Source organism: Roseomonas sp. CCTCC AB2023176 (genome assembly GCF_042259275.1).
Taxonomy (GTDB): Bacteria; Pseudomonadota; Alphaproteobacteria; order Acetobacterales; family Acetobacteraceae; genus Roseomonas.
On the sequence record NZ_CP170086.1, the window covers coordinates 661732 to 676226 of the forward strand.

Annotated in this window: 17 protein-coding genes; all 17 read right to left on the reverse strand. The window is 71.3% G+C overall.

Annotated elements, in window-relative coordinates:
* Position 1: 1 nt before the first annotated feature.
* Entirely contained in the window at positions 2-811 is an 810-nt protein-coding gene (locus tag ACE7GA_RS03305; RefSeq protein WP_376095579.1) for an NAD-dependent protein deacetylase, read from the reverse strand.
* The gene (locus ACE7GA_RS03310; protein WP_376095582.1) at positions 808-1158 is read right to left on the reverse strand and encodes a hypothetical protein; all 351 of its coding nucleotides are present in this window, start codon (positions 1156-1158) and stop codon (positions 808-810) included. The genes ACE7GA_RS03305 and ACE7GA_RS03310 overlap by 4 nt, the downstream gene beginning before the upstream one ends.
* Positions 1155-2099 carry a VOC family protein gene (locus tag ACE7GA_RS03315; RefSeq protein WP_376095585.1) on the reverse strand — a complete coding sequence of 315 codons (945 nt, stop codon included), beginning with the start codon at positions 2097-2099 and terminating at the stop codon, positions 1155-1157. The genes ACE7GA_RS03310 and ACE7GA_RS03315 overlap by 4 nt, the downstream gene beginning before the upstream one ends.
* A 4-nt stretch (positions 2100-2103) precedes the next feature.
* Positions 2104-3084 (reverse strand): Bug family tripartite tricarboxylate transporter substrate binding protein, encoded by a 981-nt coding sequence (locus tag ACE7GA_RS03320; protein WP_376095588.1) that lies wholly within the window; start codon positions 3082-3084, stop codon positions 2104-2106.
* Complete coding sequence (locus ACE7GA_RS03325; protein ID WP_376095591.1) at positions 3081-4151, reverse strand: Rieske 2Fe-2S domain-containing protein; 1071 nt, start codon at positions 4149-4151, stop codon at positions 3081-3083. Before ACE7GA_RS03325 ends, ACE7GA_RS03320 begins: the two co-directional genes overlap by 4 nt.
* Positions 4152-4155: 4 nt before the next feature.
* Complete coding sequence (locus ACE7GA_RS03330) at positions 4156-4383, reverse strand: recombinase-like helix-turn-helix domain-containing protein (protein ID WP_376095594.1); 228 nt, start codon at positions 4381-4383, stop codon at positions 4156-4158.
* 11 nt (positions 4384-4394) lie between these two features.
* A complete protein-coding gene (locus tag ACE7GA_RS03335) occupies positions 4395-6071 on the reverse strand; it encodes a thiamine pyrophosphate-binding protein (protein WP_376095597.1) in 1677 nt (558 codons plus the stop codon).
* An 11-nt stretch (positions 6072-6082) separates the two neighbouring features.
* A complete protein-coding gene (locus ACE7GA_RS03340; protein ID WP_376095600.1) occupies positions 6083-6877 on the reverse strand; it encodes an SDR family oxidoreductase in 795 nt (264 codons plus the stop codon).
* Positions 6877-7701 (reverse strand): IclR family transcriptional regulator, encoded by an 825-nt coding sequence (locus tag ACE7GA_RS03345; RefSeq protein WP_376095603.1) that lies wholly within the window; start codon positions 7699-7701, stop codon positions 6877-6879. Before ACE7GA_RS03345 ends, ACE7GA_RS03340 begins: the two co-directional genes overlap by 1 nt.
* Complete coding sequence (locus ACE7GA_RS03350; protein ID WP_376095607.1) at positions 7698-8513, reverse strand: alpha/beta fold hydrolase; 816 nt, start codon at positions 8511-8513, stop codon at positions 7698-7700. The genes ACE7GA_RS03345 and ACE7GA_RS03350 overlap by 4 nt, the downstream gene beginning before the upstream one ends.
* Positions 8510-9247, reverse strand: coding sequence for an SDR family oxidoreductase (locus ACE7GA_RS03355; RefSeq protein ID WP_376095610.1), 738 nt, complete (start codon positions 9245-9247; stop codon positions 8510-8512). Before ACE7GA_RS03355 ends, ACE7GA_RS03350 begins: the two co-directional genes overlap by 4 nt.
* A complete protein-coding gene (locus ACE7GA_RS03360) occupies positions 9248-10015 on the reverse strand; it encodes an ABC transporter permease (protein WP_376095613.1) in 768 nt (255 codons plus the stop codon).
* A gap of 75 nt (positions 10016-10090) precedes the next feature.
* A complete protein-coding gene (locus ACE7GA_RS03365) occupies positions 10091-10888 on the reverse strand; it encodes an ABC transporter ATP-binding protein (protein ID WP_376095616.1) in 798 nt (265 codons plus the stop codon).
* A gap of 124 nt (positions 10889-11012) precedes the next feature.
* Positions 11013-12686 carry an acyl-CoA dehydrogenase family protein gene (locus ACE7GA_RS03370; RefSeq protein ID WP_376095619.1) on the reverse strand — a complete coding sequence of 558 codons (1674 nt, stop codon included), beginning with the start codon at positions 12684-12686 and terminating at the stop codon, positions 11013-11015.
* Positions 12670-13014 (reverse strand): CoA transferase, encoded by a 345-nt coding sequence (locus tag ACE7GA_RS03375; RefSeq protein ID WP_376095622.1) that lies wholly within the window; start codon positions 13012-13014, stop codon positions 12670-12672. Before ACE7GA_RS03375 ends, ACE7GA_RS03370 begins: the two co-directional genes overlap by 17 nt.
* 58 nt (positions 13015-13072) lie before the next feature.
* A complete protein-coding gene (locus tag ACE7GA_RS03380; protein ID WP_376095625.1) occupies positions 13073-13885 on the reverse strand; it encodes a CoA transferase in 813 nt (270 codons plus the stop codon).
* Between the two features lie 97 nt (positions 13886-13982).
* Positions 13983-14372: a response regulator gene (locus ACE7GA_RS03385; RefSeq protein WP_376095628.1), complete on the reverse strand. Its 390-nt coding sequence runs from the start codon at positions 14370-14372 to the stop codon at positions 13983-13985.
* Positions 14373-14495 lie beyond the last annotated feature (123 nt).

The window sequence follows — 14495 nt, forward strand, 5'->3', positions numbered from 1 at the left end:
ATTACAGGAGGAAGGACAGCGACTCGGCGCAGTCCGCCACGACCTTCAGGGTCAGCAGGTCGTCCGCCCGCGTGCGGCCGCGGTTCACCGCCGCGATCGGCTTGCCCGCGGCCACCGCGGCCTGGACGAAGCGAAAGCCGGACCAGACCATCAGCGAAGATCCGACGACCAGCACGGCATCGGCTCGTCCCAGCGCGTCGTACGCCGCCGTGACGCGGTCCTTCGGCACGTTCTCCCCGAAGAAGACGACGTCAGGCTTCAGTACGGCGCCGCAGGCCGGGCAGGGTGGGACGGAAAAGCGAGCGAAGTCGGCGGTCTCGAGTTCGGCATCGCCGTCCGGCGCCTCCGCCGCCTGCAGGTCGCCCCAGCCGGGGTTGAGGACGATCATGGCTTCCTGCATCGCCTCGCGCGGCAGGGTCCGGCCGCATCCGAGGCACCGCACCAGGTCCAGCCGCCCATGCAGGTCCACGACGCGCCGACTGCCCGCGCGCTGGTGCAGGCCGTCCACGTTCTGGGTCAGCAGCACCGCGCAGCGCCCCGCGCTTTCCAGCCGGGCGAGCGCGGCATGGGCGCCATTCGGGCGCGTGGCGGCCATACGCGGCCAGCCGATCATGCTGCGGGCCCAGTAACGTTGCCGCGCCGCCTCGCTTCCCGTGAAGGCTTGGAATGTCATGGGCTGCGAGCGTTTCCAGGCGCCGGCCTCGTCGCGGTAATCGGGGATGCCGGAACCCGTGCTGCACCCCGCACCCGTCAGGACGAAGATCGCCCGGTGGCGCCCGATGAACTCTTCCAGCGCGGTCGTGGTGATCACGTGCCGTCCGTGACGAGGTGGTACTGGAACCAGCCGTCCCCGTCATAGAGCGTGACGATCGCGCCCCCGCCGGCGCGACCCGTGAGCCGCTCGCCGGTCGTCAGGTCCTGCCCGCGGAACAGCACGTCGCCGTCCGCGGTCAGCCGGATACGGGACGCGCCGGCTTCCAACGCACCGTCCGGCAACAGGCGGGCGGATAGCCCGCTCTCCTCATCCGTGAACCCGTCCGCACCGGCGCGCACGGCAAAGCTTTCGCCCGTGCCCAAGGAATGGACCAATGTCGCGATCCGGCCCGCCGCGCGCCGATGCGCCTCGACCGCGATCAGGCGGCGCAGCGCGGGCGTCACGCGCGGCCGCGCCCGCTGTCGTCCTGCGCCACGACCTGGCGACGCGTGGTGCCGTCGATGCCGCCGGCGATCGCCCATTCGGCGAAGAGCTCGGGCTTGCGGACGAACTGTCCAGGCGTCCAGTTCTCGGTGCAGAAATCATCGTCGGCGTAGTACTCCACCGGCGCGCCGAGCGGGTTGTGGAAGTACCAGAAATAAGCGGAAGAAATGGGGTGCCGCCCCGGCCCGATCTCCGTCTTCCAGCCCTTCTTCGCCATCGCGATGCCGCCGCCGATCACCTCGTGGATGTCGGTGACGGTGAATGCCACGTGGTTCACGCCGGGTTTTCCGGGGCGGTTCAGGACGAAGAGGTTGTGGTGCTCCCCCCGCGTCTGGCAGCGCATGAAGACGCCGTGGCCCGGGTATTCGTCCGACAGGATCAGGCCCATCGCGTCGAGGTAGAAGTCCCGCATCGCCGCGAAGTCGGCCGCGAAGAGGACGACATGCCCGATCTGGATCGGCTCGGCCCGCTCATGGATCGGCGACCTGCGGTCCACGCGGTTATGAGCGCCCGGTGCGTTCACCGGTGTCGGCGTCACGGACACGGGCTGGCGCCGCGACACGCGGAAGGACAGGTGCAGCCCGTTCGGGTCTCGCGCATAGACCTCGTTGTCCTCGACCAGCATGCCGCGGGCGCGAAGGCGGTCCAGCGTGGCCTTCAGTTCGGCGTCGTTCGCGGCGCCCCAGGTGATCTCGCGGACCGTGTTGCCCGGCTCGACCGCCGTCGGCAGGTCCGGCGCATCCTGCGGCCGGACGATGACATCCCCGCCGTCCCGCGTGCGGAACAGCAGCCGGTCGCGCCCTGCCTCGACCTGCGCGAGCCCCCAATCCAGGCAGAAGCGGCGCGCGGCGTCCATGTCCGCGACGCCGAAGGTGACGGCGTCGATCCCGTTGAGCGCCATGCGCCTACTCCACGCGGATGTTGCGTTCGCGGATAACCTCGGCCCAGAGCGCGGTCTCGCGACGGAGCCGGGCCGCGAACGGCTCGGGCGGCTCGCAGACCACGTCCATGCCCTGCGCCGCCAGGCTGGCCCCGGCTTCCGGGGCGCGGAGCACGGCTTCCGTGACCTGGGAGATTGCCGCGACCACGGCCGCCGGCGTCGCCCTGGGGACGAGGAGCCCGTACCAGGACGTGACGTCGATCCCGGGAAAACCGCTCTCGGCCAGCGTCGGCACGTCGGGCAGGGCGGCGCTTCGTTCGGCCGTCGTCATCGCCAGCGCCTTCGCGCGGCCGTCGCGAACAAGCGGCAGGGCGACGGGCAGGTTGCTCGCCAGCAGCGGCAGTGTGCCGCCGAGCAAGTCATTCACCGCCTGCGTCGTGCCGCGATACGGCACATGCGCCATCTGGATCCCGGCCTTCGACCTCAGCAGTTCCATGGCGAGGTGCAGCCCGCTGCCGACGCCCGGGGACCCGTAGGACAGCTCGTCCGGCCTCGCCTTCGCCAGCGCGATCAGTTCCCCGATCGTGCGCGCCGGCAGGTTCGGCGCGCCGAGGATCAGGTTCGGCGTCGTCGCCATCATCGACACCGGTGCGAAGTCACGCTCCACGTCGTAGGGCAGGTTACGCAGCAGCGTCGGGTTGATCGTCAGGTTCCCGGCGGGAATGACGAGCATCGTCGTCCCGTCCGGCGCCGCGCGCCGCACGGCATCGATCCCCGGAATCCCCGCCCCGCCCGCGCGGTTGTCCACCGCCGCGGGCTGGCCGGTGCGCGCCTGGAACCCCGCCGCAAGCACGCGCGCGAGGATGTCGATCGGCCCGCCCGGCGTGAAGGGTGCGATCAGCGTCAGGGGGCGACGCGGAAAGGCCTCTGGCGCGCCCTGCGCGAGGGCGCCGCGTGTCGTCACCAGCGTCGCGGCCGACCCCAGGGCGGTGCGACGGTGGATCATCCGACCCCCGCCTCATGCAGCGCGACCATCTGTAGCCGCGCCTGCCGCGCGAGGTAGCGCCGCAACCGCATCAGCCCGGCATCGTGCTGGTACAGCATCTCCCCGCGCTCCAGGCCCAGGCCGACGCCGTCCAGCATCTCGCGATCCTGCTCCAGCACGTGCCAGTGCCGCGGCTCCAGCTTCGTCCGGTATAGGAACCGCCAGGTGTCGCGCACCCAGCCCTGCACCTTGCGGAACCGCCAGAAGAAGCAGGCCGAGTTCGTCTCGTCGATCGGCGTGATGACGGAGACGATGCCGAAATTGCCGCCGGGACCCCCGGTGCGGGGATAGGGAATTTCCAGCCGCACCATCAGCGCGCCGTCGTCCAGGAACTCGGACCAGTCGAAGTTCACGTTGCGCTGCCCATCCTTCTCGAAGAAGAAGCCCTTCTCCGTGTCGCGCGTGACGAAGCGGGCGGAGGTCTCGCCCTGCGACATGGAATGCGAATTGGCGTGCAGGAAGGCCCCGTGCATCGGGTCCATGAGGTTGTCGTAGATATAGCGCCAGGAGGCCCGCCAGTCCGCGTAGCAGCAGAAGGTGCTGAACTCCCCGCCCGCCAGTTGCTCCGGCGGGTTGAACGGTGGGGCCTCTGCATGCAGCGCATCGCCGAACCAGACCCAGATCGCCTCGGCCAGTTCGAAGGACGGGTAGGTCTTGACGGCCTTCTTGCCCTCCAGCGCGCAGCCCGGCTGTCCCGGCACAGCGAGGACGGTGCCGTCCGCCCCGATCTCCACGCCGTGATAGGCGCAGCGAATGCGGTCTCCCTCGTTCATGCCCTTCGATAGCGGTACCGCGCGGTGCGGGCAGCGGTCCGACTGCACGCGCACCACCCCCGTCGCGTCGCGCCACAGCACGATGCGCTCGCCGAGGCGCGTGATGCCGAGCGGCTTGCCGCTGATCTCGACAAAGCGCGACGGCAGCACGGGATACCAGCGGTTGCGCAGGCCGGTCTTGAGATGGGCCTGCACCTCGGGGTCGCTCGGCCCCTCGCCGCGGGCACGGGGCCGGTCCAGCGTGGTCGCGCTCATCGGGTCACGCTCCCAGTTCGCGCATCAGCGCGGTGAAACTGTTTTCCGTCCAAGTCCCGCCCTCGCGCGGGCGGATGCGGGATGCGTTGAGGGCCGCCACCAGTCCGGGCAGGTCGTGATGTCCCCTGCCGAAGGCGTCCTCGATGGCGCCCGCAAGCGACATCTCCCATTCCGTCGGCTCACGTGTCCGGCTCTGGTGAGGGGAGAGGGCGGGGAAGGCGTAGGTCGGCACGGCATCCTCCTCTAGCGCACGGAACCGGCGGCGCCGGCAGGCGGGCCGGCGAAGGATTCGGCGAAGGGTCCGATGGCCGTCATGTCCACCTCGACCACCCGCGGCCCCGGCGCGTCGAGCGCCGCATCGAGGGCCGCCGCGAAGCGTTCGGCGAAGGTCACCTTCACATGTGGCAGCCCCATGGAGGTGCAGAGCAGCGAGAAGTCGGGCGTCAGGATGTTCGAATAGGCATGACGGCCTTCATACTGCGCGTCCTGGATGTTGCGGATCACGCCGTAGCCCCGGTCGTTCATCAGCACGAAGACGACCTCCGCCCCCGTCTCCGCGGCCGTCGCGAGTTCCCCGATCATCAACTGCGCGCCACCGTCGCCCACTAGCGTGACGGCCTTGCCCTGGCCTGCGAGCGCCGCGCCGATCCCCATGGCGATGCCCTGCCCGATGCCGCCGCCCAGCGCGTGCACGCCGAGGTTCGGCGCGGCGAGGCGGACGTAGCGATTGCCGAAGGTGGAGTTGGAGATCGTGACGTCCCGGACCCAGGGCAGCCGGCGCGCATGGACCCGCTCGGACAGCGCATCTGCGATCTCGGCGTAGGGGCCGAGCGTACAACGCAACGCGGCTTCCGATGCAGCTCGCGCCTCCGACACCGCCGCATGGAAAGACGCATCTACCTGCAGGGTCGGCGGCAGCCGTTCCAGCAACCCTTCCAGCACCGCGCGCGCGTCGCCGGGGATGAACATTTCCACCGCATAGTTGCGCCCGGCCTGCCTCGGGTCCGCGTCCACCTGGACGAGGGGTGGCAGGCGCATGGCATTGTTGCGCGTCTCGTTTCCACGAAGCCGCGACCCGACGACGACCATCAGGTCGGCGCGGTCGTACACGCCCTGCGCCCCCGGTGTCATGTTGAAGGCGCCGAGGCTGCGCGGGTGGCCCTCCGGCACCGTCGCGCGGCCCTGCGTGCTGGTGACCGCCGCAAAGCCGCGCTCGACCAGCGCCGTTGCGGCCTCCGACGCGCCTCGCGCGCCGCCGCCGAGCCACAGCATCGGCCGCTCCGCGCGAAGCACCCGATGCGCCAGCTCGTCCAGCAGCCGCGGATCGGGCGACGGCGGCGCGACATGGGTCACGCCGACCACCCTGCGCGGACGGGCCTTCGCGCGCTGCACGTCGATCGGGATTTCCAGGGACACGGGTCCGGCCGGCGCCGTGAGCGCGATGCGCGCGGCGGCCACCAGCGCGTCTACCGCCGCATGCGGCTCCCACGCCCTGACGAAGGCCTTGGACACGGCGCGCAGCATGTCGGGCTGCCGCGGCACGTCGTGGATCGCGGCGCGGTCGCGGTCCATCAGGCTGCGGTCCACCGTCGTCGTGACGTGCAGCACGGGCGACCCGGCCGTCAGCGCCTCCACCTGTGACCCCGCCGCATTGCCGGCCGCCGTGCCCGTCGAGGTGATGCAGACGCCGAGCGACCGCGACACCCGCGCATAGGCGTCGGCCATGTTCATCGCTCCGGCCTCGCCCCGCGCCGGGACGAAGCGGATGCGCCCCTGCCGTGCGATGGCGTCGAGGATCGGCATGTTGTGGATGGAGATGACGCCGAAGGCCGTCGTCACGCCCATGTCCGCCAGCGCCGCAGCGATCAGGTCGCCGACGGGCTTCTCGGCGGTGGTCAGGTAAACCGGGGCGGTGTCCATGGTCCGCGTCCTCAGATGAAGCGGGACACGCCGCCGGAGACCTCCAGCGACGCCCCGGTGATGTAGGACGCGGCGGGCGAGCCCAGGAACACGACCGCGCGCGCGGGTTCCTCCGGCCGGCCGAGGCGGACCAGCGGGATGCCCTTGCTCCGCGCCAGGTCGCCGTACCAAGTCTCCCGGTCCACCGCCCTGTCCGCCCGCGCTTCGAACCGTCTCTGCCACTGGCCGGAGTCGACGAGCCCCAGCACGATCGAGTTCACCCGGATACGCGGCGCGAGTTCCGCGGCGAGCGACTTCAGCAAGGACTGCACGCCCGCGCGGGCGGCGGAGGTGCAGACCATATGCGGCTCCGGCTGGTACGCGAGCAGCGAGTTCACGCCCACGATCGCGGGCGCCTCGGCGCGATCCAGCAAGGGCCGGAGGGCCCGGATCGGCAGGATCTGCGAGAAGAATTTCAGGTCGAGTTCCGCCCGCCAGTCATCGTCCGACGTGCTGGCGAAGGTGGAAACGCGCCCCTGTCCGGCATTGTTCACCAGCAGGTCCAGCACGCCCCCGCCCCAGACCGCGACGGCCTCCGCGAAGGCGGCGACGGCGGCCTTGTCCAGCACATCGCAGCGCGCGGCGAGAAGCGCGTCCTCGCCCCGAACCTCGGCCAGTCGCGCTCTCGCCGCCTCCAGCCGCGCCTCGTCCCGCCCGCAGACCGCGACCCGTGCGCCCTCCTCGATCAGGATGCGGGCCGTCTCGAGCCCGATGCCGGAGGTCCCGCCGGTGACGACCGCGACGCGGCCCGCATAGCCCAGATCCATCAGGCCACCACCCGCAGATGCGCGCCGGATGCGGAATGGCCCGCGCCGGTCCAGCCCAGGCGTGCCGAAATCTCGCGCGCGGCGGCCAGCACCGCACGGCCGATCTCCGCCCGGCGTGCCTCCCCCACGAAGCTGTCGCGGGCGCCGGAGACGTTCAGCGCGGCCACTGGCGCCCCCGTCGCGTCCAGCACAGCGGCCGCGACGGAGCCGATGCCCGCCTCGTAATGCCCGTCGCTCCAGGCGAGGCCCGCGGCGCGGTCCGTGGCGAGACGTTCGAGTAGCGCGTCCAGGTTCGTCGGCGTGTGCGGCGTAGCGGCGGCGAGCGCGTCCTTTCCGAACAGGTGCCGTACCGCCTCCTCGCCCAGATGCGCCAGGATGATCCGGCCCATGTTCGCCGCATGCGCCGGCAGACGCGACCCGACGCGGATGTTGCTCGCGAAGGCCAGGTTCGGCACGCGCCGGACGACGTAGACGACCTCCCGCCCATCCAGCACGCCAAGATGCGCGGAGAGGCCGAGAGTATCCGCGAGCCGCGTCAGGACGGGCACGGCGACCTGCACGAGGTCATCGGAGTAGAAGGCCTGGGCGGCGAGGCCGATCAGCCCCGTACCGATCCGCCAGCCCAGCTCGCCGCCGCCACGACGCTCGATGAAGCGCTCGGCTTCCAGCGTGCGCAGCAGGCGAAGCAGCGTCGTGCGGTTAATGCCGATGCGGCGCGCCGTGTCCGCCATGTTCGTCACCGCGTCGCCCTCCCCGATGTGGCGCAGCAGCCGCGCGGCGCGCTGCACGGGCGCAGAGATGTAGGCGTCCTCGGTCTCGGTCATTCGAGGGCTCGCGTCGCGAGGCCGCGCAGAACCTTGGCGACGGTGGCCGGCTCCTCCTGTGGCACTGCGTGGCCGACGCCGATGAGGTCGCGCGCCTTCAGAGGGTGGCGCAGGACGGCACGCACCGCCTGCGCGTTGCTCGGCGGCGTGACCACGTCCTCCAGGCCGATCGTGACGGACACGGGGATCTCGAGCGCCCGCGCATCCGCGAGCAGATCGCCCGCTGCGAGGGCCCGCACGGCCTGGGCGTAGCCCTCCGGCCGGATCGCGGCCATTGCGCGTCGCACGGCGGCCAGGGCCTCCGGCTTCCGCTCGGCGTCATGGACGAGCCGCGCCGCACGCTTCTCCGCCATGCCCGCCGGGCCGAGCGCGGCGAGGTCGTCCAGGCGCAACTGGACGCCCTTCGGCAAGGGTTCGCCCGGGCCGATCCCGTAGCCCAGGGCCGGCGAGAGGAGCGCGAGGACCCGGACGCGGTCCGGATACCGTGCGGCGAAGGCGCCCGCGAAGAGGCAGCCGAGGGAATGGCCGGCCAGGACGACCTGCCCCAGCCCGAGCTCGTCCAGGATGAACCGCAGGCGGTCGGCGTAATCGGCCGGCCGGGGCGACGGATCCGCGAGAGGTTCGGAATCGCCGTAGCCCGGCGCGTCCCAGGCGAAGGCGGAGACCCGGTGAGACAGGGCGGAGAGGACGGCGCTCCACGATTCGGCATTGCTTCCAATGCCGTGCAGCAGGACAACCGGCAGCTCCGGTCCATCACCGGCTCGGTGGATCAGGGCGGTCCCCGCCGCGCGCAGGCGTTCGGGCGCGCTCACGTGAACACGAACCCCGCATTCACCGGCAGGACCTGCCCCGTCAGCGCCAGCGCACCGGGCGTGAGGAGGAAGGTAATGGCCGCCGTGATGTCCCCCGGCACCTGCGCACCGGGAACGGCACGCCCGTCCTCGTACAACCGATGCCGGGCCTCCGGCACGTATTCCGTCGCCTCGCAGCGCATGATGCCCGGCGCGACGCAGGTCACGCCTACGCCGCGCGGCCCCAACTCCCGCGCCAGCGACCGCGTCATCGAGATCACCGCGCCCTTGGACGCCGTATAGGCCAGCAGTCGCGGCGCGCCCCAGAGCGCGGTATCCGACGCCAGGTTGACGATCCGCCCAGACCCCGACGCCACCAGCAGCGGCGCCAGCGCCCGCGTGACGAGCCAGGTACCCCGGACGTTCACCGTCATCACGCGGTCCCAGGTCCCGATCTCGATCGCGTCGAACTCCGGCCCGCCGATCCCCGTGGCGATCGCCGCGTTGTTCACCAGGCCGTGCACCGCGCCCTCATGCGCCGCGACGTCTGCCCCGAAGCGCGAGACGGAGTCCGGATCGGCGAGGTCGAGCGGCAGGAATCGCGCACCGGGAAGGGTGGCCGCCGTCTCCCGCCCCAGGTCCTCCAGGATATCGGCCAGCACCAACCGCGCCCCGGCGGCGGCGCAGGCCTCGGCGATCGCACGCCCCACCCCGCGCGCCGCACCCGTCACGACGATCGTGCGCCCTGTCAGCATCTACTGCACCGCGCGGGGGATGTAGTGCAGCACCCGCGTCTCCACCGCCGCGACGGCCCAGTACATGACGATGCCGATGACCGTCAGCAGCACGATCGCGTCGAACACCATCGCCGTGTTCGCCGCCCCCTGCCCGTAGGTGATGAGGTAGCCGAGCCCGACCTGCGACCCCACCACCTCCCCCACCGTGATCCCGATGACCGCGAGCGTCGCCCCGATCCGCAGCCCCGCCATGAGGTTCGGCATGGACGCCGGGAACAGCACCTTCCAGAAGATCTGCCCCCGCGACATCGAATAGGCGCGCGCCAGGTTCACCAGGTCCCGGTCCGCCACGCGCATGGACTGCAGCACGTTCACGAGGATCGGGAAGAACACGACAAGCACCGTGACGACCAGCTTCGGCCAGGCATTGTACCCGAACCACAGGATGAACAGCGGCGCGAAGGCCACCTTCGGCGCGATCTGCAACGCCAGCAGGTAGGGCGACAGCACGCGCTCCGCCGTCGGCGACAGCCCGAGGAGGTAGCCGAACGCCGCCCCGAAGACCCCGCCCAGGACGAAGCCGACCACCGCCCAAGTCGCCGTGGACGTCAGGTGCGTCGCCAGATCCTCCTGCCGCCACATCCGCCCCATCTCCGCGAGGAGGTCGGACACCGGCGGGATGATGTATTTCGGCACGCCCATCGCCGGCGGCAGAAACTCCCAGGCCAGCAAAACCGCCGCCAGCAGCGCCAGCGACGCGCCGGGCAGCGCCGCACCGTGCCACACCGCCCTGCGCGGCGCCGTCTCCGCAGTCCCTTCCGCCCCTTGGGCGCCGGCGCGGCCGGCAAGGCGCGCGTTCCGTCAGGCATCCACGCGGTCATCCAGGTGCAGGGAATGGAACAGGTGCGCCATCAACTCCCGCGCGCGCGGTAGCGACGCGCGGGCGATCGGGTCGTCGCGATGCGGCAGCCCGACCTCGATCTCCTCGACGATCCGCCCGGGCCGCTCGCTCATCACCAGGATGCGATCCGCCATCGTCACGGCCTCCGACAGGTCGTGCGTGATCAGCAGCGTCGTCACGCCGGAAGCCACGATGGTTCGCGCGAAGGACCGGTGCAGCAGCAGCTTCGTCTGCGCATCCAGCGCCGAGAACGGCTCGTCCAGCAGCACCAGGTCCGGCTCGATCGCGAGCGTCCGCGCCAGCGCCGCACGCTGCCGCTGCCCGCCCGACAACTGGTGCGGATACCGGTCTGCCAGCTCCGTCAGCCGGCAGCGCCGCAACTCCCGCTCCACCCGCGCGGTTCGCTCCCCGCGCCCGATCGGCCGCGCCTCCAGCCCGAATTCCACGTTGCGCCGGATGGAACGCCAGGGCAGCAGAAGATCCTTCTGCAGCATGAAGCCGACATGCGTGTTCGGCCCTCGCACCGGCTCCCCCGACACGTGGACGACACCCTCGCTCGGCCGGTCCAGCCCGGCGACGAGGTTCAGGATCGTGCTCTTGCCGCAGCCCGAAGGCCCGACGAGCGCCACGAACTCCCCACTTCGTACCTCGAAGGACAGCGCCTCGACCGCCGTGAACAGCGCGGAGCCCCGCGCCTTCGAAGGAAAGCGCCGGGCGACGTTCTCGAGGCTCAGGGCCGCTGCGCTCGATCCTGCCATCGCGGGCGGTTCGCCGCTCCTCTCCAACCGTTCAATTATGAACGCATCGTTCGGATATGAGCAAACGGTGCACCCCACCCCTGCCCCGTGTCAAACCTCCTGCGCCGTCAACAGGCCCCGGCGCTCAGTTTGCCCGCCCGAGCAGCCCGCGCGCGATGACATGCGCCTGCACCTCCGCCGCTCCCTCGAAGATCGAGAGGATCCGCGCGTCGCAGAGCACGCGGCTGATCGGGTATTCCAGTGCGTACCCGTTCCCGCCATGGATCTGCAGCGCCGAATCCGCGTTCGCCCAGGCAACGCGTGCCGCCAGCAGCTTCGCCATCCCGGCTTCCACGTCGCAGCGCCGCCCCGAATCCTTTTCCCGCGCAGCGAACAGCGTGAGCTGCCGCGCCATCATCGTCTCCGCCGCCATCATCGCGAGCTTCGCGTGCACGCGTGGGAATGCCGTCAGCGCCCGGCCGAAGGCCTCCCGCTCCCGCCCGTAGGCCAGCGCGAGCTCCATCGCGTTCCGCGCCACGCCCAGCGCACGTGCCGCGGTCTGGATGCGCGCGCTCTCGAAGGTCTCCATCAACTGCTTGAAGCCCTGGCCTTCAACCCCGCCCAGCAAGCCGTCGACAGGCACCTCGAACCCGTCGAACCCGATCTCGTATTCCTTCATCCCGCGGTAGCCGAGGACCCGGATCTCCGCCCCCTTCATCCCCGCTGCCGGGAACGGCTCGGCCTCCGTCCCCCGCGGCTTCGGCGCCAGCAGCATGGACAGCCCGCGATACCCCGGCGCGTCGGAGGTCCGCACCAGCAACGTCATCAGGTCGGATCGCGCCCCATGCGTGATCCAGGTCTTCGCCCCGGTCACGCGGTACACATCCCCATCCCGCACCGCCCGCGTCCGCACCGCGCCGAGGTCGGACCCCGTGTTCGGCTCCGTGAACACCGCCGTCGGCAGCACCGCGCCCGAGGCGAGCAGCGGCAACCAGCGCTCCTTCTGGGCCGCCGTCCCGCCGCCGCGGATCAGCTCCGCCGCGATCTCGCTCCGAGTCCCGAGCGACCCGACGCCGAGATAGCCCGCGGACAGCGCCTCGGAGACGAGGCACATCGCGACCTTCCCCAATCCCAGCCCGCCGAATTCCTCCGGCACCGTCAGCCCGAAGACGCCCATCGCCGACATGCTGTCCACAAGCCCCATCGGGATCAGTTCATCCCGATCGTGGATGCCCTGGGCGATCGGCGCGACTTCCGCCGCCACGAAGCGGTCGAAGGTCTCGCGCACCGCCTCCATCGCCTCGTCGCCCAGCGCGTCCGCACCGAAGCGCCCTTCCCCCATCTCCTCGGCCAGCACGACCCGTGCCGCCGCCAGCGCCGCGGGATCGGCCAGGGCGGCCACCGCCGGCACCGCGCGGAACGCCGCGACCGACTCCTCCGCCACGCACATGTCGGCGGGCCGCGCGATCTCCGACCCGCTCATCGGGATGCCGCCGCCGATCTGTGCCAGGTACTCCGCGAAGCCCAACCGCAGGATCGCGGCCTCCGCGACCCCGAACCCGCCCTCCGCTCGCAGGGTCCGGGCCCAGCGCAGCGTCTGCCGCAGCGCCTCGACCGTCGTCGCCGTCCAGGCCAGCGCGTGCGCCGCGAACTGATGGGCATCAAGCCTCGCCGGGTCCACCCGCCCGTCGGGCGCCACCAACCCAGCCACCCCGCGGCGCCCTGCCTCCAGCAGCCGCTCGGCCGCCGACAGGCCGGCCTCACAGGCTGTCAGCAGGTCGTCCCGGACTTCGGAGCGAACATCAGCGTCCAACGGCATCGGCAGCGACTCCCGTATCGTGCAGCCGGCCAATCGCGGCCGCGGACAGCCCGAGCACTTCTGCCAGCACCTCGTCCGTGTGCTGCCCGAGGCGCGGCGCCGGCATCGGCGCCGGCCGATCCTGCATATGGAGCGGCAGCCCCGGCGTCAGCACCCGCCCCACCCCGGGCTGCTCGACCTCCGCGAAGAGCGGGTTGGCAGCGGAGACCCGCGGGTCCTCCCGCACCATCTGCCCGAAATCCTGGTAAGGCCCCCAGAGCACCCCCGCGCCCTCGAAGGCCGTCCGCACCTCCGCCAAGGTCCGCGCCGCGAACCAGGGCTCCAGCACCGCGCAGATCGCCCCCCGCGCCGCGAAGCGCCCCCTTCGTCGGCCATGTCCACGCCCATCACCGGCCCCAGCATCGCCAATCGGTCGGCCAGCCCGGTCGCCTTGCCGATGGCATGCCACTGCCGGTCCGAGATCGCCACGAGCATGACCCGTCGCCGGTCCGCGCACGCAAAATCCCGCCCGACGGCTCCGTACAGGTCGTTCCCCATCGCCGGCCGCACGGCCCGTTGACCTGCACGTCCGCGACGTAGCCAAGGTTCGCCGCGGTCGCGAAGGCAACGTCCGACAGCGCCAGCGCGACCTCCTGCCCCTGCCCCGTCCGCGCCCGAACCCGCTCCGCCGCCAGCAGCCCCGTCGAGAGGTAAAGTCCCGCCGCCACGTCCCAGGCTGGCAGGACGTGGTTGACCGGCGCCCCACCTGGGCCGGTCGCCATCGGGAACCCCGCCGCGCAGTTTACCGTGTAATCGACGGCCCCCGCACCGTCCGAGCTCCCCGTCAGCCGCAGTGAGATCAGGTCGGCCCGCCGCGCCGCCAGCGCCGCATGCTCCATCCAGCCGGAAGCCGGCAGATTGGTCAGCAGGATCCCCGCCCCATCCCCCGGCCCGCCCGCGGTGATCAGCGCCGCCGCGATCTCCTGCCCCTCGGCCCGCCGCAGGTTCAAGGCGACCGAACGCTTCCCCTTGTTCAGCCCGGCCCAGTAGAGGCTGTCTCCCGACGGCGCGAGCGGCCAGCGCCGGTAGTCGATGTTCCCCCCGATCGGATCCACCCGGATCACGTCGGCCCCCATCTGCGCCAGCGTCATCCCGCCCAAGGGTGCCGCGATAAACGCCGTGACCTCCACGATCCGAAGGTCGGACAGGGGTGCGCTCATCTGCGTCGGCCGCGGTGCTGGGACATGCGCCCAGCGGGTTACCGCCCGCCCTGCCCGGCGTCCACCGCCCCTCCAAGCGGCCCCGACGGGCGCACCGTCACGTCAGCTTGCCCAGCACCTTCTCCATCTTCTCCCGCAGCACCTCCGGCGTGACGGGCTTCAGTATGTAGTTGTTCACCCCATACTGGATGCACTTCTCGACGAAGGACTTCTCCGCCCGCCCCGTCAGCATGATGAAGCCTGTCTGCGCCGTTGGCGGATGCGCCCGCACCGCGCGCAGGAAGGTCACGCCGTCCATGCCCGGCATCTCCGCGTCGGACAGGATTAGGTGCGCAGGCGCCAGCAACATAGCCCGCAGCCCCGCCTCCCCGTCCGCCGCCTCCGCAATCTGCGTGATGCCGAGCGTCTTCAGGCCGTTCACGATCATGGCGCGCATGCTCGCCTGGTCCTCGACAACAAGGACGCGGAGCGCGCTGGCGAGTGGCATCTCGGGGGCCTCCCCTGGATCGGTGTCGCTCGCAACCTAGCCCGCCAAGTGCAAACGAATCGTGGACGTCGCGGGACCCGTCTGCGTAACCGTCGCTTCACCACCGGCTCCTAGGCTGCACGC